This is a genomic window from Streptomyces sp. NPDC048521, from assembly GCF_043199855.1.
Lineage (GTDB): Bacteria > Actinomycetota > Actinomycetes > Streptomycetales > Streptomycetaceae > Streptomyces.
This window is the reverse complement of sequence record NZ_JBICWR010000018.1, coordinates 63,206-83,623: the sequence shown is the minus strand read 5'-3', so window position 1 is coordinate 83,623 and position 20,418 is coordinate 63,206. Positions and strand designations below refer to the sequence as shown.

Genomic DNA, 20,418 nt, shown 5'->3' with positions numbered 1-20,418 from the left:
TGACGTGGTGCTCAGTCGTGAGTTGTCGGGGGAGTGGTGCGCGGGCGTCGCGCTTCGGCACTGGGAAAGCGCGGCTGATAGCTGCGGGAGACCTCATGCACCTTGCGGAGGCCGAGGAACCCAAGGACGACCGCGGTCAGGACGGCCGTGGCGGAGGCGACCAAGGTCCGCTGGGTATCCCCGGCACCGGCTGCCTCACAGACCACCGCGGCCAGCACGCCCGTGACGACGGAGTTGACGACGCCGATGACGACAGGTGAGCCGGACAGCCAGTGCGTCACTCCGATCCGGCGGCGGAAGCTGTAGGTCGTCCAGATTCCTGGCGGGTCGTCGTGGTGGCTGGCGATGAAGTACGGCTCAAGCTCCGGTGCGAGCTCGACGTACGCGTGCCGCAGCCGGTTCATGCCGATGATCAGCCAGGTGTCCTCGATGTCCGCCTCGATCAGCCGGAAGTACGTCCCGAACCCGATGAGCAGGACGACCGGCAGCACCAGCAACGCGAACGTCGTGAACCCGGACCCGAACCCGGCCGCGTTGGCCACTAGCGAGAGCGCCACCACCGCGGCCGACAGCACCGTCAGATATGTTCCGGTCCGGCTGAAGATCTCCTGCCATGTCATGCTCCGCGTCGCCAGCAAACTCCAGTGCTCGGTCGCCAAGAACTGTGCATGCGGCGTCCCGGCATCGACTGCCTTGAGCTCTCTCATCCCCCGAGTGTGACCTCAGTCGTTGACGATTTTGATAGGGCCCGCCGGTGGTGTCAGACGAGTTCGACGAACAGCCTGCCGCGGGGGAGGTCATCGGTCGGAATGCGTTCCACATGCAGCGCACCGCTGGTTCGGGTCTTCGTAGCAGTTCGTTCGTCATGCAGCGGACTGTGCACACGTCGGCGGCTTACCGACTCGTGCTGCCGTGGCGCCCCGCCTGGCGGGCGCTGCGGTAGAGATCTGGTGATGCCCTCCCGTCAGGACAGCCGGGCGCCTACGCGTTGGCCTGCCAGGCCACCGACCGGACGCACCCGCCGAAGCGCACAGTGCCGCTGCCGCTGACCGAGCTGCGCGAAGCGATGGCGCGCCTCAGCGATCCGGGCGGTCGGCGCCGACACCTTCCACCGGCTGGCGGAGCGGGCCCCGGCGGCGGCGCGGCGGTGTGGTCGCGGGTGCGGCCGGTGATCGACAATTGCGGGACCGTCGATACCAGCGCCGTGGTGATCGCGCGTGTTCGCGCGGCCATTGACGGACCACCCTCACCGATGAGGAGACCAGTGACGTGTCCAGCCGCCTGGCCCAACGGGCGGTAGGTCCCGGTTACTCGATCGAGCACGAGTTCGGCTGGTTGCACTTCGACGGGTTCGCGTTCAACACCCAGCTCCTCTATCCGCCGCTCGACGACGCCGACGCGCTTCTGGCACAGGCTGACTACCGACTCGCACCGAACGGCGAGATCGTCTGGCAGGGCAGGGCAGGGCAGGGCAGGGCAGGGCAGGGCGGGGTCGGGTCATCAGCAGTCCTCGGGCGCCAAGGCCCGAGGGCTGCGCCCAGTCGGATCGCCCGTCCCCCATGGACTCGGTGGATGAGCCAGGTGGCCGAGTGGGAGCCGATCACCGATCCCGAACCTGCTGCGTGAGCCACTCGTCGAAAGTGGTCGGCGCGATGCGGGCGCCCTCACCGGGCAGCAGGACGTCACCGGCCATGTCGACGCCGAGCACCGACGACCACGTCGGTACGAGTTTCACTGCGTGGCCGCGTGCGTCGTTGGTTCGCCGGGCCATGTCCACCAGATCCTGCGGCTCGGGGCCTGCGACATCCCGGTAACGCCCCTGCGGCGCGCCTGTCGCGATCTCGGCGAGGACATCGGCCACGTCCGCGGGCGCGATCGGTTGCACGAGCAACGGTGGGATGGTGGCGACGCCGTCCCGCTCGGTCCAGTTCGTCAGCGTCACGGCGAAGTCGTGGAACTGAGTAGCCGCAACGATCGTCCACGGCACCCGCCCCGCAGCCACGAGGCGTTCCTGCTCCCGCTTGCCGACCATGTGCGCGTTGCCTACCACTCGATCCAGCCCGACGATCGAGAGCAACACGTGGTGGCGGACCCCGGCCCGCTCCTCGACGGCCAGCAGATTACGCGTGGTGGCGCCGAAGAACGCCACCGCCTCGTCACGGTCGGCGGTCTCGGTGCTCGTGGTGTCGATGACGGCCTCCACGCCGGTCAGAGCCGCGTCCAGCCCTTCACCGGTGACCAGATCCGCGCCCTGTGAGCGACTGATGCCCACGACGTCGTGACCGTTGCGCTCCAGGGCGGCCACGGTAAGGGCCCCGATGTTTCCCGTCGCACCGGCAACGGCAATACGCATGGCGACCTCCCGTACTCTCCGGGGCCGCCCGTTCCACGGAAAGTCCGTGGAACGGCTGGACCCGGACGATGATGAATGGCACTGCCACCGTGACCGATCCGAGCGTCCTCGGCACATTCAGGGCTTCGCCGCGTGCACTGCTGACGCAGACTCGGCTCACCGAGTACGGTGAGGCGGACGGATACGACCCGCGGAGCGGCCGCCTGCCGGGCAGTACTGACCGCTCGCAGAGGTTGCGGCAGAGCCACGGGCGCGCTCCAGCTCCGCTCGTGCCTCGGCGGTCCAGCCGAGCCGGGCAGTTCACCGCGCAGCGTCGGCAGCGTGTGACGGCGACCGCGCCTGAGTGAACCGGGCGGGCCTGAGACGTGGCGGGCAGCGGTCTTGGTCCGTGTTGCCAGGCAGTCGCATGGCGACACCGGCCGGGCAGTAGTCGCCGAGTGCGACCGAGAGCGTCCCGTCAAAGCGGGCAGACGGGTCAGCCCACCGGGCGCGGGGCGCGCAGGTGAGCCCGTTGCGCCAGTTCCTCCTCGTCCACCAGTGTGAGCATGGGCTTGCCCTGCTCACCCAGCATGGTTACGACGAACCGGGCCCAGGCGTCCGTTCGGCCGTTGCCGTTCGACGTCCTGCAGCACTTTCAACGAACCGGGTGGGCGGAAGTGCTGCCTGACCCGGAACTGTATGAGCGGTTCATGGCCACTGACATCCTGGCGTTGTGCGGCCCCAACCGGCTCGGGGACACAGCTCACCCCCCTACCCTCTGGCCGGCTGAGGGGATGCGCCCGGCCAGAGCTCGAGTGGTCAACGCGCTGCCGTAGTCCGATACTGGGAATTGCCTTGTTCTTGCGTCACGGTGGCCAGATATGGCTAGGAGATGACGTTGACTTCTTTCTCACCCGGCTTCCGAGGTCGACCTCACTCGTTGACGGAGCGGCTGCCGCCCGGCCAGTATCCGACCGAGTCGTTCCCCGTCCTGTCGGCCGGTCCCACTCCGCGGGTGCCGACCGAGGAGTGGTCCTTCACCCTCACCACGGAGCTCGGCGAGACGCGGAGCTGGACCTGGGACCAGATGATGGCCCTGCCTCAGCAGGAGACGGTGACGGACATCCACTGCGTCACCCGCTGGTCCAAGTTCGACACGCGCTGGCGCGGTGTGTCACTCGACGCCTTCCTGGAGGAAGTGGAGACCTCCGCCGATTACGTGGTGGTGGACAGTTACGGCGGTTACACCACCAATCTTCCGCTGGAGGACCTTCTCGACGGAAAGGCATGGGTCGCCCACACCTACGACGGCTACGCGCTCTCGCCGGAGCACGGCGGGCCGGCGCGGTTGCTGGTCCCGCACCTGTACTTCTGGAAGTCGGCGAAGTGGGTGCGCGGGCTGCGGCTCACGCACGAGGACGACCCGGGGTTCTGGGAGTCCGCCGGCTACCACAACTACGGCGACCCCTGGCGCGAGCAGCGTCACTGGGGTGACTGACCATGGCTCTCGCCTGGCTGCCGGCACGGCTGGTCGGGCGCCGTGCGCAGAGCGCGACCGCCCGCTCCCTGGTGTTCAGCGTGCCCGGCTGGCCCGGTCACCTGCCCGGTCAGCACGTCGATGTGCGTCTCACGGCGGACGACGGCTACCAGGCCGTCCGCAGCTACTCCCTGGCCGCGCCCGCCGACGACGAGCGGGTGGAACTGGGCGTGCAGGCCGTGGCGGACGGTGAGGTCTCGCCCTACCTGGCCGGCCAACTCCCGCCGGGCGAGGAGGTCGAGGTACGCGGGCCGCTCGGCAACTGGTTCGTGTGGCGCCCTGAGCAGACCGAACCGGTGCTCGCGGTGGCGGGCGGCTCCGGTGTCGTACCGCTCATGGCCATGATCCGCGCCCATCGCTCGGCCGGGTCGCGCAGTCTCTTCCAGTTGGTGTACTCCGTGCGCGATCCCGAGGACGTCTGGTACCGGGAGGAACTCGCCGACGGCGGCCCGTTCCTCGACATCCGGTTCGTCCATACGCGTCGGATCCCGGACGGCGCTTCCCGCGCGCCCGGCCGCATCACGGCAGCGGATCTGCGGGAGCCGACAGCCCGCCTCGATCCGGTGAGTCCCGTCTACGTCTGCGGTTCGACCGGATTCGTGGAGACCGTCAGTGACTTGCTCGTCGGGCTGTTCGCCGGCCGGGGGAAGGAACCCGCGACCATCCGCACCGAACGCTTCGGCTGACCCTTCTGTTCCTGACAGGGGAGATTCTCATGGGAGACCCCGCCGCCTTCCTCGATGGCAACAGTCTCGCCGGTCCGTTGTCGGAGATCCTCGCCGTGGAGCCCACCACGGCCTGGTGGCGATGCCCGAACTGCAGGCAATCCGGGCCTCTGGCCCAACTGCACATCTACGGACCCGAACCGGGGATCACCGCCCGCTGCCCGGGGTGCTCATACGTCGCGCTGCGCCTGGTCAAGGAGGAAGACCACATCTGGCTGACCCTGGGCAGCGACACCGGCGCCTTCCGGTTCCGTACCGCCTGAGCGGGCGGAGGAAGCAGATCGCCGTATGTGACGCAGATGCGGGTGCGCGGGTGTGCGTCGCCCTCCGGTCCGTATGAGATGCGGGCACTCGGCGAAACGGGGTAGCGCAGCCTGAGCCGGCATCCACGCGGTCCCTGCCGGGTGATCCGGGAACTCAGCCACGCAGGCATTTGCTCGGCCGCACGGGTCGACGGCCGTACAGCTCCGCATCACCGTCCGCCAAGGAGCCTTACCGTGAGGATCGCAGTCATCGGTGGTACCGGGTTCGTAGGGTCCCGACTCGTGGACAGGCTGAGAGCCACCCATCATGAGGTCGCCGCACACGGCAGGTCCAGCGGTCTCGACCTTCTGAAAGGAGAGGGGCTGCCCGACGCGCTGAGAGCGGCTGAGGTCGTGGTCGACACCATAGACGCGCCCAGCTTCGACGCGAAGGCGGTCCCTTTCTTTCGCAAGACCACGGCCAATCTCCTGCGGGCTGCCGAGCAGGCCGGAGTCGGTCACATCGTCCTGCTGTCGATCGTCGGTATCGACCGCGTTCCCGATGTCGACTACTACAACGCCAAGGTCCTGCAGGAGGTTCTCGTACAGGAAGGCCCCATTCCGTATTCGATCGTGCGCGCCACCCAGTTCATGGAGTTCATCGACAAGATCGTGGAATGGACCAGCGACAGCGACAGCGTGCGCCTTCCGACCACCCGGCTGCAGCCGATCGCGGTCGGAGAGGTCGTCGACACGCTCGCCGACGTCGTCACCGGACCTCCGTTTAACGGCACGCTCAGCGTCGCCGGCCCCGATGTCTTTCCGCTCGACGAACTCGGTCGGCTGACCCTCCAAGCTCACCACGACCGGCGCAGCGTCGTCCCCGACGAATCCGCGGGTCTGTTCGCTGCCGTCCCTCCGGACGCGATCATCGCTCCGGCCGGAGCGATGATCGGCCGCATCCACTACACGGACTGGGTCGCCTGACGTGGCACAGAACACCTCGCCGCCCCGGGGCTGTGTCTGAGTTCCTCCGCGGACATTCACCCGCCCGGCGCCCAAGAGCGCGGGCGCGCAGATGCGGTACTCGGTCAAGCAGTTCAAGGGCACCAAGCCGGTCGCCCAGATGCTGCGCATCTCCCAGCGCACCGTCGAACGGTACATGAAGGACCAGATCAAAAAGCCACGCCCGGACCTCGCCGATGGTGCCCGGGTGGCAGTTCCGCGACGGGCAGTGGCTGCACCTCGTTCTCGCCGCACCGTCGTCCTCTGGAGTGCCTGGCCGTGCCTCCAGCGGGCGGCGCGCGGGGTGCGGCACTGGACGGTGACGACGGACGCCCTGGTCTCCTTCGATGTCACCGCCGCCTGCGCGCTCTTCCTCGGTGGCGCCGGCCGAGACCGGCCACCCTCTCCCGGGGTGCGGCCGATGGCGCCGCGGCAACCTCCCGGTCAGGACCTGAGGCTCCACAGGGCGAGGCGTGTGTGAGGCGCCGGATACGTGAAGTTTACGGCCGTGACGCAGGGGTGAGACCGGTCCACTTCACGATCGCAATACCTGTCGATCGACAGGTAGACCTCTAGTGATTCGGAGGTGCGGTGATGAGACGGTCCGGGTTCACCGCGTCAACCCTTGCCGGTGGCGTCACCACCGGTTCCGCTCCCGTCGGCTATCAACAGGAACTGCGCCGTGGTGTGGGCGGCTTCGCGTCGTTCGCCGCGGGCTTCTCGTTCGTGTCGATCCTCACCACCGTCTTTCAGCTGTTCGGCCTCGGTTTCGGTCTCGGCGGGGCGGCGTTCTTCTGGACGTGGCCGCTGGTGTTCGCAGGGCAGATGCTGGTGGCGCTCTGCTTCGCCGAACTCGCGGCGCGCTGGCCCATTTCCGGTGCGATCTACCAGTGGTCGAGCCGGCTGGCCGGTACCACGGTGGGCTGGTTCGTCGGCTGGGTCATGATCATCGGCCAGATCCTCACCGTCGCGGCGGCCGCGATCGCCGCGCAGGCGGTGCTGCCGGGCATCTGGTCCGGGTTCCAGATCGTCGGGGGACCGGGCGCGGATCCGTCGGTAGTTTCACCGACCGGCGCGCACAACGCGGTCCTGCTGGGCTGTCTCCTGCTGGTGATCACCACCGTGGTGAACATCCTCGGCATCCGCCAGATGGCCGCCGCGACCAGCGTCGGCGTCGCGGTGGAGATCGTCGGCGTGATCGCCCTCGTGCTGGTGCTGTTCTTCCTGCCCGAGCGGGGTCCGCAGGTGGTGACCCACACCACCGGCTGGGCGGGTGGCGGCGGCTATCTCGGGGCCTTCCTGGCGTCTTCGCTGATGGCGGCGTACGTGATGGTCGGCTTCGACTCGGCGGGTGAGCTGGCGGAGGAGACCCACAGCCCGCGCCGGACCATTCCCCGGACCATTCTGCGCGCGCTGGTCACCTCGGGTGTCGGCGGCGCACTGCTGATCCTTTCGGGACTGATGGCGGCGAGGAGCCTGACCGATGGGAACCTGGCGGCCGGCGGTCTTTCCTGGGTCCTCACGGACCGGCTCGGAGGGGTGGTGGGAAGGCTGCTGCTGTGCTGCGTCGCGGTCGCGGTGTTCGCCTGCACGCTCGCGGTGCAGACCTCCGGCGCACGGATGATGTACTCCATGGCGCGCGAGGGCGCCCTGCCGTGCCACCGCTACCTCGGCAAGGTCTCGGCCCGCACCGGTACGCCCGTCATCACGTCGATCGTGGTGGGTGCCGGCGCCGCGATCGCGCTCCTGGTCAACATCCGTCAGTCGGCGATCTTCACCGCCCTCTCCAGCCTGTGCATCGCCATGTTGTACCTGGCCTATCTCGGCGTGACCGTGCCGCTGCTGGTCGCCCGGATCCGGCACCGGCACACCGACCGGCTGCCGGCCGGTGTCGACGAGCGGGGCCGGCCGCTGTTCACGCTGGGCCGCCGGGGCACCGTGGTCACCGCGCTCGCCGTCCTCTACCAGGCCGGCATGACGGTCAACCTGCTGTGGCCCCGCGCGGAGATCTACGACCTCACGGGCGGCACCTGGTGGCTGCGGTGGAGCGCCCTGCTGTTCATCGGGCTCAGCCTCGCCGCCGGTGCCGCCTACTTCCTGGCCCGCCGGCTGCACCGCCGGATCGAACTGAGGCACGTACCCCACACGCACCGCGAGCCGTCCGCCGAAGCCGTCGCCGAACCCGCCTGACACTGCGGGGCCCCGCGGGCACCCAGCGCACGAGACGGGACCGACAACACACCCACGAAGGGGTTACGGGACACCCATGACCACGGCCGAAGAGTCGACGGCCAACGTGCCGCACGACCAGCACCCCACCGAGCAGCCGACCGGACGGGCCCCCGCCCGGGTCCGTGACCTGCACCTGACCGACAGTGTCCGCAGCGCCCGGGACGACGCCCGTGCCCAGGGCGGGCGGGCCGGCGACTGGATGCCGTACCTTCCGGCGTCCAGCAGCCCGTACCGCCCGCCGGCTGTGGATCCGGCCACGCTGGTGTGGGCGGAGACGGTGGCCCCCGGCGGCTACACCCACAAAGTGCTCGCCCGCGGCACCCGGCTGCGCTTCGACGATCCCACGGGTGACGCCTGCGCCCACCTGCTGCTCTTCAATGCCCTGCAACCGGTCGAGCGGCTGAACGTCGCCGACACCCAGAAGATCCCGTGGCGGGCCTACCTGGGGGAGAACCACCCGCTGCTGTCCGGCGACGGCCGGATCCTGGCCGTGGTCACCGGTGACTCCTCAGGCCGGCACGACGCGTTCTGCGGCACCACCACGGACGCCTGGAACGCGCGCAAGTACGGTGACGCCCGTCCCCACGGACCGTCCCCGTCCGGCCGCGGGCTCTTCGTCAAGGCCGCCGCCAGACACGGCCTGAGCCGGCGGGACCTGCCGCCGAGCGTCTCCTTCTTCCAGGGCGTACACGTCGAGGCGGACGGCACCCTCGCCTGGCAGGGCAGCGCGGGAGCGGGCACGTACGTCGAACTGGTCGCGGAAATGCCCCTGTTGGTCCTTCTCGCCAATGTCGCCCACCCTCTGGACCCGCGTCCGAGCTACGTCGTCGGGCCACTGCGGGTGCACGCCTGGCGGGGCAGCCCGACCGGCCCCGACGAGCCGCGGTTCACCGCCACACCCGAACTGCACCGGGCCTACCTCAACACCGTCGAATATTGCGAAGCCCGGGGGCTGTGACATGGCGACCACGCAAACCGGCAACACCGTGTCCACCTGGCCGACCGCCTCGGGCGGCACGGTCGCCTCCACCGTCCCGGTCGGCGCCGTGTACGCGGAAGGCTCCACCCTGGACTGGGGAGCGACCCTGGCCGAGGGCACCGTCGTCCTGGACGAGAAGGTCGCACCCAACGCGCCCTGGTCGGCGGTGGTGACGAAAGGACACATCCTGACCATCGTCGATGTCGGCGGCAACCAGTCCGCCGACTGCCTGCTCTACAACGCCGACGACCCCGAGGAGCGCTACAGCGTTCCCGACACCCTGGCCTGGCAGGGCAACGCCTACGTGCGCACCGGCACCGTGCTGCGCAGTAACGAGGGCCGCCCGCTGATGACCGTCGTCGGCAACGAGATCGACCGCCAGGACACCATCGGCGGCGCCTGCGGCAAGGAGTCCAACACCCTGCGCTACGGCCACCATGTGATGTTCCATCACGGCTGCCGTGAGAACTTCCTCGCCGAGGCGTCCCGGCGCGGCCTCGGGGCCCGGGACATCGTCTCCAACCTCAACTGGTTCATGAACGTGCCCGTCGAGGCGGACGGCGCGCTGGGCATCGTGGACGGCATGTCGGCGCCCGGCCGCCGGGTCGCGGTACGTGCCGAGACGGACGTCCTGGTGATGGTGTCCAACTGCCCGCAGATGAACAACCCGTGCAACGACTTCAACCCGACCCCGCTGCGGATGATCGTCGTCGACCCGGACAGCGCCCGCAGCCCGTCGAGCGCCGAGGCACAGAGCCCGCGGTCCGTACACGCCTCGGAGGGCGCCGCATGACCCGACCCACCGCCGTCCTCGTCGCCAACCGCGGGGAGATAGCCCGCCGCGTCATCCGCACCGCCCGGAAGCTGGGCCTGGGCACCGTCGCCGTCTTCTCCGACGCCGACCGAGCCGCCCCGCACGTCCGGGAGGCCGATCACGCGGTCCGCCTCGGCCCGGCCCCCGCCCGCGACTCGTACCTGCGCGGCGACGCGATCATCGAAGCCGCACTCGCCCACGGCGCCGGCATCGTCCACCCGGGCTACGGCTTCCTCTCCGAGAACACCGCCTTCGCCCGTGCCGTCGAGGAGGCCGGCCTGCGCTTCGCGGGCCCGACCGCCGACCAGATCACCGCCTTCGGCGAGAAGCACACCGCCCGGGCCCTGGCCAAGGCGGCCGGAGTCCCGCTGCTGGCCGGGACGGAGCTGCTCGGATGCGCCGAGGAGGCCGTCTTCGCCGCCGAGTCGATCGGGCTGCCCGTGATGGTCAAGGCCACCGGCGGTGGCGGCGGCATCGGCATGCAGGCCTGCACCACCGCCCAGGACGTCCGTGAGGCCTTCGCCCGCGTCGCGGCGCTCGCCGAGTCCAACTTCGCGTCGGCCGGCGTGTTCCTGGAGCGCCTGGTGCGCCCGGCCCGCCACGTCGAGGTGCAGGTCTTCGGCGACGGCACCGGCCGGATCGCCGTCATCGGCGACCGCGACTGCTCGCTGCAGCGCCGCAACCAGAAGGTGATCGAGGAGGCGCCCGCCCCGGCCCTGCCCGGCCATGTCCGCGCAACTCTGCACGACTCCTCGCGCCGGCTGCTCGCCTCGGTCGGCTACCGCGGCGCGGGGACCGTGGAGTTCGTCTACGACCCGGTGCGCGAGGAGGCCGCCTTCCTGGAGGTCAACACCCGCCTGCAGGTGGAACATCCGGTGACCGAGGAGGCGTACGGCGTCGACCTCGTCGCCCTCATGCTCACCCTGGCCCGCGACGGCCGGGTCGACGACGCGGTGTTCGAACGGGAGTGGACGCCCACCGGCCACGCCGTGGAGGCCCGGGTCTACGCCGAGGACCCAGACAAGGACGCGCAGCCGTCCTCCGGCCTGATCACCCGGGCGGTCCTCCCCGGCCAGGGCGCCGACGAGATGCCCGGCGTCCGTGTCGACGGCTATGCCGAGACCGGCCTGGAGATCTCGCCGTACTACGACCCTCTGCTCGCCAAGGTGATCGCGCACGGCGCCACCCGCGACACCGCGCTCGACGTGCTGGGCGAGGCCCTGGCCGCCAGCCGGATCGACGGCATCGTCACCAACGTGGGCCTGCTGCGCTCGCTGACCGCGCGGGACGAGGTGCGCCGGGCCGTGCACCACACCAGCACGCTCGCCACCACCGCCGACCCCGAGCCGCGCATCGACGTCCTGGCACCGGGCGCCATGACCACCGTCCAGGACCTTCCCGGCAGGCTCGGCTACTGGCACGTCGGTGTGCCGCCGAGCGGACCCTTCGACCCCGTCTCCTTCGCCGAGGCCAACCTGGCCGTCGGCAACCCGGCCGGGGCACCCGCGCTCGAGGTCACCGCGGGCGGGCTGACCCTGCGCTTCTCGGCCCCCACCGTCGTCGCCGTCACCGGCGCCCCCGTCCCGGTCACCGTGGACGGCACCGAAGCCCCGCTGTGGGAGCCGGTGCCGGTCCCGGCCGGCGCCACCCTGCTCCTGGGCAGCTCCACAGGTCCCGGCCTGCGCAGCTATGTGGCCGTCCGGGGAGGCATCGACGTACCCGCATACCTGGGCAGCGCCTCGACCTTCACCCTCGGTGGCTTCGGCGGGCACGGCGGCCGGGCACTGCTCGCCGGAGACGTGCTGCGGCCCGCAGCCGCCACGACCGCCGGCGGCGGCGGCCCGACCCCGATCGAGCGCCGCCCCGCGATCACCTCGCACTGGCGAATCGGTGTCACCGAAGGGCCGCACGCGGCACCGGAGTTCTTCACCCGCGAGGACATCGACACCCTCTACGCCACCGACTACCAGGTGCACCACAACTCGGCCCGCACCGGCATCCGCCTGATCGGGCCCAAGCCGCGGTGGGCCCGCCAGGACGGCGGCGAGGCCGGCCTGCACCCCTCCAACATCCACGACACCCCGTACGCGGTCGGCGCGCTGGACTTCACCGGCGACACACCGATCGTTCTCGGACCCGACGGGCCGTCCCTCGGCGGATTCGTCTGCCCCGCGGTGGTCGCCAGCGGCGAGCTGTGGAAGCTCGGCCAGCTCCGCCCCGGCGACACCGTCCGCTTCGTGCCCGTCAGGGAAGCCGAGGCCGCCGCCCTCGACGCGCGTCGCGCCTCGCCCGCGCTGATCAGCAGCGGCGGGGACGGCGACGACGGCGTCCTGGGCCGCCTGCAGGCCACGCACGACCGGCCCGATGTCACCTACCGCCGCGACGGCGACGACAACGTCCTCGTCGAGTACGGCCCCATGGTGCTCGACCTCGGCCTGCGAATGCGCGTGCACGCCCTCCAGGAAACCCTCGCCGCACACGCACCCGACGGCATCATCGACATCACCCCCGGCATCCGCTCGCTGCAGATCCACACCGACGCCCGCCGGCTGAAGGCCCGCGACCTGACCGCCCTCCTGCGTGAACTCGAGGACGAGGTACCGCCGACCAGCGAACTGGTGGTGCCCTCCCGCACGGTGCGGTTGCCGCTCAGCTGGGACGACCCGGCGACCCGGCTGGCCATCGAGCGGTACATGGCCGGGGTGCGCGACGACGCCCCGTGGTGCCCGTGGAACATCGAGTTCATCCGCCGCGTCAACGGCCTGGAGAGCGCAGACGACGTCTACCGCACCGTCTTCGACGCCTCCTACCTGGTGCTCGGCCTCGGGGACGTCTACCTCGGCGCCCCCGTCGCCACCCCGCTCGACCCACGGCACCGCCTGGTGACCACCAAGTACAACCCGGCCCGCACCTGGACCGCGGAGAACTCCGTCGGCATCGGCGGCGCCTACCTGTGCATCTACGGCATGGAGGGCCCCGGCGGCTACCAGTTCGTCGGCCGCACCGTGCAGATCTGGAACCGTTTCCGCAAAGGCGGCCTGTTCCAGGACTCGCCGTGGGCCCTGCGCTTCTTCGACCGCATCGAGTGGTACCCCGTCACCGCGGAGGAACTGCTCGAGCTGCGTGCCGAGACCGACGCCGGCCGCGGCGCCTTCGACACCGAGCAGGGGACCTTCTCGATCGCCGAGTACAACGCCTTCCTGGCCGCCAACTCCGGCTCGATCGCCGCCTTCCGGGAACGGCAGAGCGCCGCCTTCGAGGAGGAGAAGGAACGCTGGCGGGCCTCCGGCGAGTTCGACCGCGACGACGATCCCCGTCCCCCGGCCGCCGACTCCGCCGCCCTCACCGTCCCGGACGGCACGGTCGCCGTCACCGCACCGTTCACCGCGACCGTCTGGCAGACCGTCGCCGAACCGGGCGCCGCCGTCGCCGAAGGCGACCCGATCCTCTGGCTGGAGGCGATGAAGATGGAGTCCAAGGTGAGCGCGCCCACCACGGGGACCCTGCTGGAGATCTACGTGAAACCCGGTGAACAGGTGGCCTCCGGCCAGATCCTCGCGGCGGTGCGGGTATGAGCGCCATGACACCGGCCGAACGCGTCGAGGCCGCCTACGACCGCATCCGGTCGGCCGACCGGCCCGAGATCTGGATCCACCTCCGGCCCTGCGGCGACGTGCTCGCCGAAGCGGCTCGGATCGACCCGGCGCTGCCGCTGGCCGGCCTGGTGGCAGCCGTCAAGGACAACATCGACGTCGCCGGCCTGCCCACGACCGCGGGCGCACCGTCGTACGCCTACAGGCCCGAGACCGACGCACCCGCGGTGGCACGGCTGCGCGCGGCCGGCGCCGTGGTGCTCGGCAAGACCAACCTGGACCAGTTCGCCACCGGCCTGGTCGGCACCCGCAGTCCCTACGGCGCGGTCCGCAACGCCTGGGACCCGGCCCGCATCTCCGGCGGCTCCTCCTCCGGCTCCGCCGTCGCGGTGGCGCTGGGCATGGTCGACGTCGCACTCGGCACGGACACGGCCGGCTCCGGGCGGGTGCCCGCCGCCCTCAACGGCATCGTCGGGGTCAAGCCCAGCAAGGGCCTGGTGCCCGTGACCGGGGTGGTCCCCGCCTGCTACACCCTCGACTGCGTCACCGTCCTCGCCCGCGACCTGCGCCTTGCCCGCACCGCCGCGGAGATCGTCGAAGGCCCCGACCCTGCCGACCCGCTCTCCCGCGCCGGCACCCAGCTCCCACCGCCACCCGCACGTCCCAGGGTCGCCGTCCCGGCCGGGCGGCACCTGGATGGCATGGCGGACGGCTGGCGCACGGCTTTCGACGCCGCGGTCGCCCGCCTGGCGAGCACAGGCGTGGAGATCACCGAAACCGACATCACCCCGCTGCTCCGGGCCGCAGAACTTCTCTACGGCGGCGCCTTCGTCGCCGAACGGTACGCGGCCGTGGGCGGGCACCTGGAGAAGCACCGCCACCTGATCGGCACGGACCTCGACCCCACCGTCGCCTCCATCGTGCTGGCGGGCCGGGACAGAACCGCCGCCGACTGGGCCGCCGACACCGCCCGGCTCGCCGCCCTCGGCGCCGCCGGGCGCGCGTTGCTCGACGGCTGCACCGCACTCCTCACCCCGACCACCACCTGGCACCCCCGCCTGGCGGAGGTGGCGGCCGACCCGGTCGGCGCCAACGCCCGGATGGGACGCTTCACCAACTTCGCCAACCTGCTGGACTGCGCCTCGCTCGCCGTGCCCGCCGGGTTCGTGGACGGCCTGCCGTTCGGCGTGATGCTCACCGGCCCCGCGTTCTCCGACCGCGCCCTGGCCGCCCTGGCCGAGCGCCTCGCCAACCCCGCTCTCGACCTGTTCGTGGTCGGTGCCCACCTCACCGGCCAACCGCTCAACGCCCAACTGGTGCAGGCGGGCGGCACTCTGGTGGGCACGGCACGCACCAGCGGCGGTTACCGGCTGCACGCCCTGGCCACCGAGCCGCCCAAGCCGGGCCTGGTCCGGACCGCCGCCCATGCCATGCCGGGCACCGGCGCGGAAACGGGCAGCGGGGCAGCAGGCATCGAGGGCGAGATCTGGCGGCTGCCAGCGGCGGGATTCGGGACCTTCACCGCCGCCGTTCCCGCACCGATGACCATCGGCACCGTGGAACTGGCCGACGGGCGACAGACCAAGGGTTTCCTGGTGGAGCCGTACGCCGTCGAGGGCACGCCCGACATCACCCGCTTCGGCGGCTGGCGGGCCTATCTGGCATCCGTGTGACCGGCGACGGCGGAGCGGGTACCCGGGCGCCGGCTACGGTCGGTGCCCGCCGTCCCGGGTGACAGGATGGGGGGATGACGACGACGCATCCCCGCCAAGGCCGACCCCGGCACACGCCGCCGTCCACGCCCGGCACCTCGGCCCGGGAACAGATCCTCGACGCCGCAGGGGCGCTCTTCGTCGAACGGGGGATCGCCGCCACCAGCACCCGGATGATCGCCGAGCGGGTGGGCATCAGACAGGCCTCGCTCTACTACCACTTCGCCACCAAGGACGACATCCTCGCCGAGCTGCTGGCCACGTCCGTACGGCCCAGTCTGGAGATGGTGAAGCGGATCCAGGCGCTGGCGCCCGAGCGGACGAGCGCGGCCGCGGCTCTGTACGCGATGGCGGTGATGGACGTGCGTACTCTGTCCAGCACCCCGTACAACATCGGCACGCTGTATCTGCTGCCCGAAGTGCAGGCCGAACAGTTCGACACCTTCCGCCGGGAGCGCGGCCGGCTGTTGCAGAGCTACGGAACGCTCGGCACCCTGGCGGCAACCGAGGACGTGGCCCGCGGCCTGCCCGCCCAACGGATCGGCGAGCTGCTGATCCAGCTGGTGGAGGTCGTCATCCAGATACGGCGTTCCCGTGCACCCGAAGCGGCCGACACGGACACCATCGCGTCCTCGTGCCTGAGACTGTGCGGCCTCGGCGAGCCGGCGGTGACCGCCGCCCGGGAGGAGGCGCGCCACCTCCTCAACCGCCTGACGGACACCGCCCCCCAGGACTGACTCGGGCTGCTGTCCCACGCCGACCACGAGGGCACCTCCCTCGGCCCGGAAGCGCATGTCACCGGCTGCCGGCAAGGCCCGCCGGGTCATAGATCCGTCCCGACGGAAGGCGGCCGCGAGCAGTCGCGGAACGGTGGGTGAACCGCTGTCCCGGCTGGGCCGGCGGCGTGCCCGACTGGGGCCTCTCGCGTGAGCAGAGGACCGGCACGGCCGGCCCCACGAGCGTCGTTCCGGCGGCGCCGTCCGCGCGACGCCCCCTTCGGCGGGCCGGTCAGAACAGGGCACCCTGTTCCGCGTCCGGGGCCCCCGGAGGCCGTGTGGGCTGCAATCCGGCGGCCATGTCCAGTTCGAGCAGCGTGCTCCACCGGCCACCGCCGCACCCGTCGTTCAGCAGTCGGGCCAGTACCTGGGCGGTGACCTCGACGTCCGGCATCGCCCGATGACGTCCGGCCGGCTTGGGGATGCCGTAGTGGCCGAGCAGGCTGTCCAACCCGTAGGAGCCGAGACCGGGCACGACGGCCTTGGCCAGGCGCAACGTGTCCAGCAACGGCGTCGCGGCGAGTACGGGACAGTGCTCTGCCTGGCGGGCGATGATCCCGGCTTCCGTGGAGGCGTGGTGGGCGACCAGCCGGTACGGCGGTGCAGTCAGGCGCGCGTCGAGCTGCGCCATCACCTCGGCAGCGGGGGCCGCCGAGGTGAGCATCCGCTGGGTGATGCCCTTGAGCTGGACGTCCCGCGCGGTCACGGGCACGTCGGCAGGCGGCCGCAGCACTCGCCAACCAGCTCCCCCACCCGGGAGCGGTGCCAGTCGTGCGAGGCGTCGCGTACGGCCACAACCGGCCCGGTTCGCTGCTCCGCCCAGCGCTGCACTCTCGTGGGCAAGGGTTTCGTCTGGCTCATGCCCTGCACCTCGCGCTCGGGTACGAAACGCACGGGGAACGGGAGGCAAGGTCGTCGACAGTGGCGGGTGATGGGGGCGGCTCCTCCTCCATGGGGCCCGTCCCGCCGAGGGGCGGGACGGGGCGAAACGGATCAGCGGTCCTGCGACAGTTCCAGGAGTTCGGCGAAGGTTCCGCCGGCGTGGGCAAGGTCGTCGTACCGTCCCTGTTCGGTGATCCGGCCGTGCTCCATCACGACGATGTGGTCGGCAATCTTGGTGTTCTCCAGGCGGTGCGTGACCACGATCGTGATGCGGTCGGCGGCGATAGCCTTGACCTGCTCGAAGATCTGGTGCTCGCCACGCGGGTCCATCTGCGAGGTGGGCTCGTCCAGGATCAGCAGCCCCGGGCGCCTGTACAGGGCCCTCGAACACGCCACGCGCTGCCACTGCCCGCCGGAGAGCTCCGAGCCACCGAAGACGTCTCGGGCCAGGAGGGTGTCAAGACCCGCGGGGAGATCCTCGACGGCCTCACGCAGACCGACCGCGTCGACGGCCTCCCACACGGGGGCGTCGTCGTGGGTGCGAGGCTGGCCGAGGGTGACGTTCTCGCGGACCCGCAGCGGCCATTGCGCGAAGATCTGCGGCACGAGGCCGGTGTTTGCCCAGACCGTGGCGGGGTCCGACTCGGCGAGGTCAGTGCCGTTCCACGTGACCTTGCCCTTGTCCGGTAGGTAGATCCCGGTCAGCAGCCGGGTGAGCGTGGACTTCCCCGAGCCGTTCGCGCCGACGATCGCGAGGATCTGGCCGCGGTGCAGGGAAAGGGAGACACCGTTCACGGCAGGCTTGTCCTTGCCCGGGTACTGGTAGACGACCTCCTCGAGCCGGATCTCCTCGGTCGGCGCGGCGTGTGCGTGGAGGCCGCGCTTGGGGGCGCGGGCGGCGGCGTCGTCGAGGAATGCCTGCATGTCGCTCAGGTACAGGCTGGTGTGGAAGACCGCGGCGCCGTTGATGACCAGCTGGGACAGCGCGGCGAGCGTAGTCTGCACCGCGATGACCGCCGTCGCCGCGACCGCGAGTTCGATCCGGCCGGACACCGCCAGCCACGCCAGGGCGCCCCAGGTCGCGACGAGGAAGACGCCGCCTGCCAGTGCGGAAAGCAGGGCGATCCGCAGGGTACGCGGGGCGGCGGCCAGGGTGCGCCGGTCACACCGGTCGGACAGGGCCCGGTACCAGTAGATGAGGTAGTCGGTCATCGAGTTGGCGCGGACCTCGTCGCCGTACTTCGACTCAGTCGCCCACCAGCGCATCATGCCGCGCACGTTGCGGTCGGCGATGTTGGCGTAGTGGATCTCGTAGTCGACCCGGGCGGTCAGCACGGCGCCGACGCCGGCCGGCAGCACCACGAGCAAAAGTGGCGGCAGCATCAGCGGGTTCAGCACCGACAGCACGCCACCGGCGGTAACCATGCGGATCAGCGCGGACAGGAACCGCTGCGCGTCGGTGACCATGACGTGCGTGCGGATCACCCCCATCTCGGCTGCCTCATGCCGGTCCGAGAACCCGTCCTCGGCGTATGCGGAGGCCTCGACCCGGCACACCGACTCGACCAGGGCGGTATCCGTCTCCGTCGTCAGCCGCGGAGTGATCCGCCGCTCGGCGTACGTGGCGACCGCCCCCGCCGTGCGTGCCAGTGCGGCGGCGAGCGCCACCACCAGCAGCGCCGGCAGGGCGCCACGCAGCCGCTCGCCGGCAGTGCCGTCCCCGAGGACCGGTGCCATGGCGCGAGTGGTGGCGGCCAACAGCACGGCGGCCGAAACGCCAGTGACCAGTTGGCAGCCGAGGAGGAGTTGCACGGCCCGCCGGTCGGTCCGCCACGACAGCCGCGCGATTCGGCCCAGGACGGCCGGAATCTGCGTGCACATCCGTCGGAAGGAGACTTCGGCGAGCGGATTGACGGAGTACTGCCCGCTGTAGGTGATCTCCGCGGGAGGTGGTGGAGGCAGCACGGTGTGCTGCTCCTCGTTCGTGGCGGCCGAGGTCAACGTGGTCCCCCTAGACGGTCGTCCGGCGTGGTCGTGAGGCTCAACGAGCCGGCCGAGATATCGAACTGGCGTTTTTCAGTCGCTCCGGAATCCCGGAGTGGAGCGGGTAGCGACGCGTGGCGGATGCATCGATCCGTCTCCAGCAACAGGTGTGCGATGAACGGGGGTTGGCTGAAACGCCGACGACGCCCCGGAGGGCGCGGCTGCCCGATGCCGGAGCCGTTGCGGATACCGGTGGCGCCCCCTCACCGGACCACTCGATCAGGTGATTGTCGGGATCAGCGCCGATGCCTTCCCCAGCCAGCGGCAAAAGTGTGGTGTCCGGGGCGAGTTGTTTTTGCTCGCGGGACTCATCCAGTTCCTGGGCCAGTTGGCCGACGAGTTCGTCCAGCGCTGGTTCGGGCATGCCGGTCAGCTCCGGTTGCGCAGCCACCCGGTGCAGGACTGCGGGGACGGGCCGCCGGCCGACCGTGGGTTCTTTGCTGGGCTGGTGGTGTCACGAGGTTGAGGAGGGAGGGTGTAGTTCCAGTCGCCGTGGAAACGGTGCCGGTGCATGGGCAGAGCGTCGATATCGCTGTCGGTGACCTTGACACCGGTGTCGTATGCGCCCGGGTCGAGTTCGGCATGGACTTCCAGCCCGGTGCGGGTGGTGGTCGCCGCAATGCTGTTCACGATGACGTCGTTGCCGGTCAGCGGGCGGCCACGCCAGTTCATGCAGATGTGGAAGAACAGCCGGTGCTCGATCTTGTTCCACTCCGAGGTGCCCGGCGGCATGTGACAGACCGTGATGTCCACACCCGTCTCGGCGGCCAAGGCGGCGAGTTCGGTCTTTCAGGAGCGGGTGCGATAGCCGTTGGACCCGCTCGCGTCCGCGGTGATCAGCAGACGGGTGGCGGCCGGGTAGTCGTACCGGCCCCGGGCCTGCCACCAGCGGCGGATGGAGGCGACGGCGAACGCGGCGGTGTCGTGATCGCTGCCGACGCTGACCCAGTCGGTGTTCGCGGCGATGTCGTAGATCCCGTACGGGATCGCGTTGCCCGGCCCCTGCCTGTCCAGGAGATCGTGCGTCTGTCCTCCACCTGGCCGCCGACGACGTCACTGGGTGTCGATCTTGTGGACGATGGTGTCGTCGGGGTTCAACCGGCGTCCGTCCGCAGACAGCACTTCCAGTGGGCGGAGGCACTGTCCCTGGCGGCGGTCGACCAACTGTGAATGTGGTTCGCCGGGGGCGAAGAAGTTTTGTTCACCCCATTGCCGCAGTGCCACGATGACGGGGAAGAGCGCTTTGCCCTTCGGGGTCAGTACGTACTCGCGGTAGGCGCTGCCGTCCGAGGCAGGGACGGATTCGAGAACACCGCCGGCGACCAGGGTGCGCAGACGCGCGGTGAGGATATTTTTCGCCACGCCGAGGCTGCGCTGGAACTCTCCGAAGCGCCGGCTTCCGTCGAAGGCGTCCCGCACGATCAGCAGGGACCACCAGTCGCCGATGGCGTCCACCGACCGGGCGACGGGACATTCGCTGTCGTCGAAGCGCGTCCTGTTCACCATGGTTTCCCTCACTCTCACGATGGTTGCAACATGCTACCAA

General features: G+C 70.5%; 17 protein-coding genes and 2 pseudogenes. 12 read left to right on the top strand and 7 right to left on the bottom strand.

Going from position 1 to position 20,418, the window contains the following annotated elements; all coding sequences use genetic code 11:
- Positions 1-11: 11 nt before the first annotated feature.
- Complete coding sequence (locus ACGFRF_RS32760) at positions 12-620, bottom strand: hypothetical protein (protein WP_393746369.1); 609 nt, start codon at positions 618-620, stop codon at positions 12-14.
- A 649-nt stretch (positions 621-1,269) separates the two neighbouring features.
- On the opposite strand from ACGFRF_RS32760, the gene ACGFRF_RS32755 reads away from it, so the two are divergent.
- Positions 1,270-1,626: a hypothetical protein gene (locus ACGFRF_RS32755; RefSeq protein WP_393746200.1), complete on the top strand. Its 357-nt coding sequence runs from the start codon at positions 1,270-1,272 to the stop codon at positions 1,624-1,626.
- Here the strand turns inward: ACGFRF_RS32755 and ACGFRF_RS32750 are convergent.
- On the bottom strand, positions 1,601-2,353 hold the full coding sequence (locus ACGFRF_RS32750) for an SDR family oxidoreductase (protein WP_393746198.1): 753 nt from the start codon (positions 2,351-2,353) through the stop codon (positions 1,601-1,603). The two genes, ACGFRF_RS32755 and ACGFRF_RS32750, sit on opposite strands and share 26 nt — an antisense overlap.
- 877 nt (positions 2,354-3,230) lie before the next feature.
- Between ACGFRF_RS32750 and ACGFRF_RS32745 the strand changes: the two genes are divergently transcribed.
- The 11 genes and pseudogenes from ACGFRF_RS32745 (at position 3,231) to ACGFRF_RS32695 (ending at position 15,908) form a co-directional block, all read left to right on the top strand.
- On the top strand, positions 3,231-3,830 hold the full coding sequence (locus tag ACGFRF_RS32745) for a sulfite oxidase-like oxidoreductase (protein WP_393746196.1): 600 nt from the start codon (positions 3,231-3,233) through the stop codon (positions 3,828-3,830).
- Positions 3,831-3,832: 2 nt separating this feature from the next.
- A complete protein-coding gene (locus ACGFRF_RS32740; protein WP_393746194.1) occupies positions 3,833-4,555 on the top strand; it encodes an FAD-binding oxidoreductase in 723 nt (240 codons plus the stop codon).
- A 29-nt stretch (positions 4,556-4,584) separates the two neighbouring features.
- A complete protein-coding gene (locus ACGFRF_RS32735; RefSeq protein WP_393746192.1) occupies positions 4,585-4,857 on the top strand; it encodes a DUF6510 family protein in 273 nt (90 codons plus the stop codon).
- Positions 4,858-5,139: 282 nt separating this feature from the next.
- Positions 5,140-5,823 carry an SDR family oxidoreductase gene (locus ACGFRF_RS32730; protein WP_393746190.1) on the top strand — a complete coding sequence of 228 codons (684 nt, stop codon included), beginning with the start codon at positions 5,140-5,142 and terminating at the stop codon, positions 5,821-5,823.
- A 49-nt stretch (positions 5,824-5,872) separates the two neighbouring features.
- Positions 5,873-6,091: pseudogene (locus ACGFRF_RS32725) on the top strand (XRE family transcriptional regulator); the annotation flags it as partial.
- A gap of 344 nt (positions 6,092-6,435) precedes the next feature.
- Complete coding sequence (locus ACGFRF_RS32720) at positions 6,436-8,031, top strand: amino acid permease (RefSeq protein WP_393746188.1); 1,596 nt, start codon at positions 6,436-6,438, stop codon at positions 8,029-8,031.
- Positions 8,032-8,107: 76 nt separating this feature from the next.
- On the top strand, positions 8,108-9,031 hold the full coding sequence (locus ACGFRF_RS32715) for an urea amidolyase associated protein UAAP1 (RefSeq protein ID WP_393746186.1): 924 nt from the start codon (positions 8,108-8,110) through the stop codon (positions 9,029-9,031).
- Between the two features lies 1 nt (position 9,032).
- Positions 9,033-9,845 carry an urea amidolyase associated protein UAAP2 gene (locus ACGFRF_RS32710; protein ID WP_393746184.1) on the top strand — a complete coding sequence of 271 codons (813 nt, stop codon included), beginning with the start codon at positions 9,033-9,035 and terminating at the stop codon, positions 9,843-9,845.
- Positions 9,842-13,441, top strand: coding sequence for an urea carboxylase (gene uca, locus ACGFRF_RS32705; protein ID WP_393746183.1), 3,600 nt, complete (start codon positions 9,842-9,844; stop codon positions 13,439-13,441). The genes ACGFRF_RS32710 and uca overlap by 4 nt, the downstream gene beginning before the upstream one ends.
- Before the next feature lie 5 nt (positions 13,442-13,446).
- Entirely contained in the window at positions 13,447-15,132 is a 1,686-nt protein-coding gene (locus ACGFRF_RS32700; RefSeq protein WP_393746358.1) for an allophanate hydrolase, read from the top strand.
- Positions 15,133-15,206: 74 nt separating this feature from the next.
- Positions 15,207-15,908, top strand: coding sequence for a TetR/AcrR family transcriptional regulator (locus ACGFRF_RS32695; protein WP_393746181.1), 702 nt, complete (start codon positions 15,207-15,209; stop codon positions 15,906-15,908).
- 271 nt (positions 15,909-16,179) lie between these two features.
- On the opposite strand, the gene ACGFRF_RS32690 is transcribed toward ACGFRF_RS32695, so the two are convergent.
- The 5 genes and pseudogenes from ACGFRF_RS32690 to ACGFRF_RS32670 form a co-directional block, all read right to left on the bottom strand.
- A complete protein-coding gene (locus tag ACGFRF_RS32690) occupies positions 16,180-16,680 on the bottom strand; it encodes a PolC-type DNA polymerase III (protein WP_393746179.1) in 501 nt (166 codons plus the stop codon).
- Between the two features lie 260 nt (positions 16,681-16,940).
- Positions 16,941-18,830, bottom strand: coding sequence for an ATP-binding cassette domain-containing protein (locus ACGFRF_RS32685; RefSeq protein WP_393746177.1), 1,890 nt, complete (start codon positions 18,828-18,830; stop codon positions 16,941-16,943).
- Between the two features lie 40 nt (positions 18,831-18,870).
- Positions 18,871-19,236, bottom strand: a complete 366-nt coding sequence (locus ACGFRF_RS32680) for a hypothetical protein (RefSeq protein WP_393746175.1) — start codon at positions 19,234-19,236, stop codon at positions 18,871-18,873.
- Between the two features lie 91 nt (positions 19,237-19,327).
- A pseudogene (locus tag ACGFRF_RS32675) lies at positions 19,328-19,913 on the bottom strand (ISAzo13 family transposase); the annotation flags it as partial.
- 12 nt (positions 19,914-19,925) lie between these two features.
- Positions 19,926-20,378, bottom strand: coding sequence for a winged helix-turn-helix transcriptional regulator (locus ACGFRF_RS32670; RefSeq protein WP_393746173.1), 453 nt, complete (start codon positions 20,376-20,378; stop codon positions 19,926-19,928).
- Positions 20,379-20,418 lie beyond the last annotated feature (40 nt).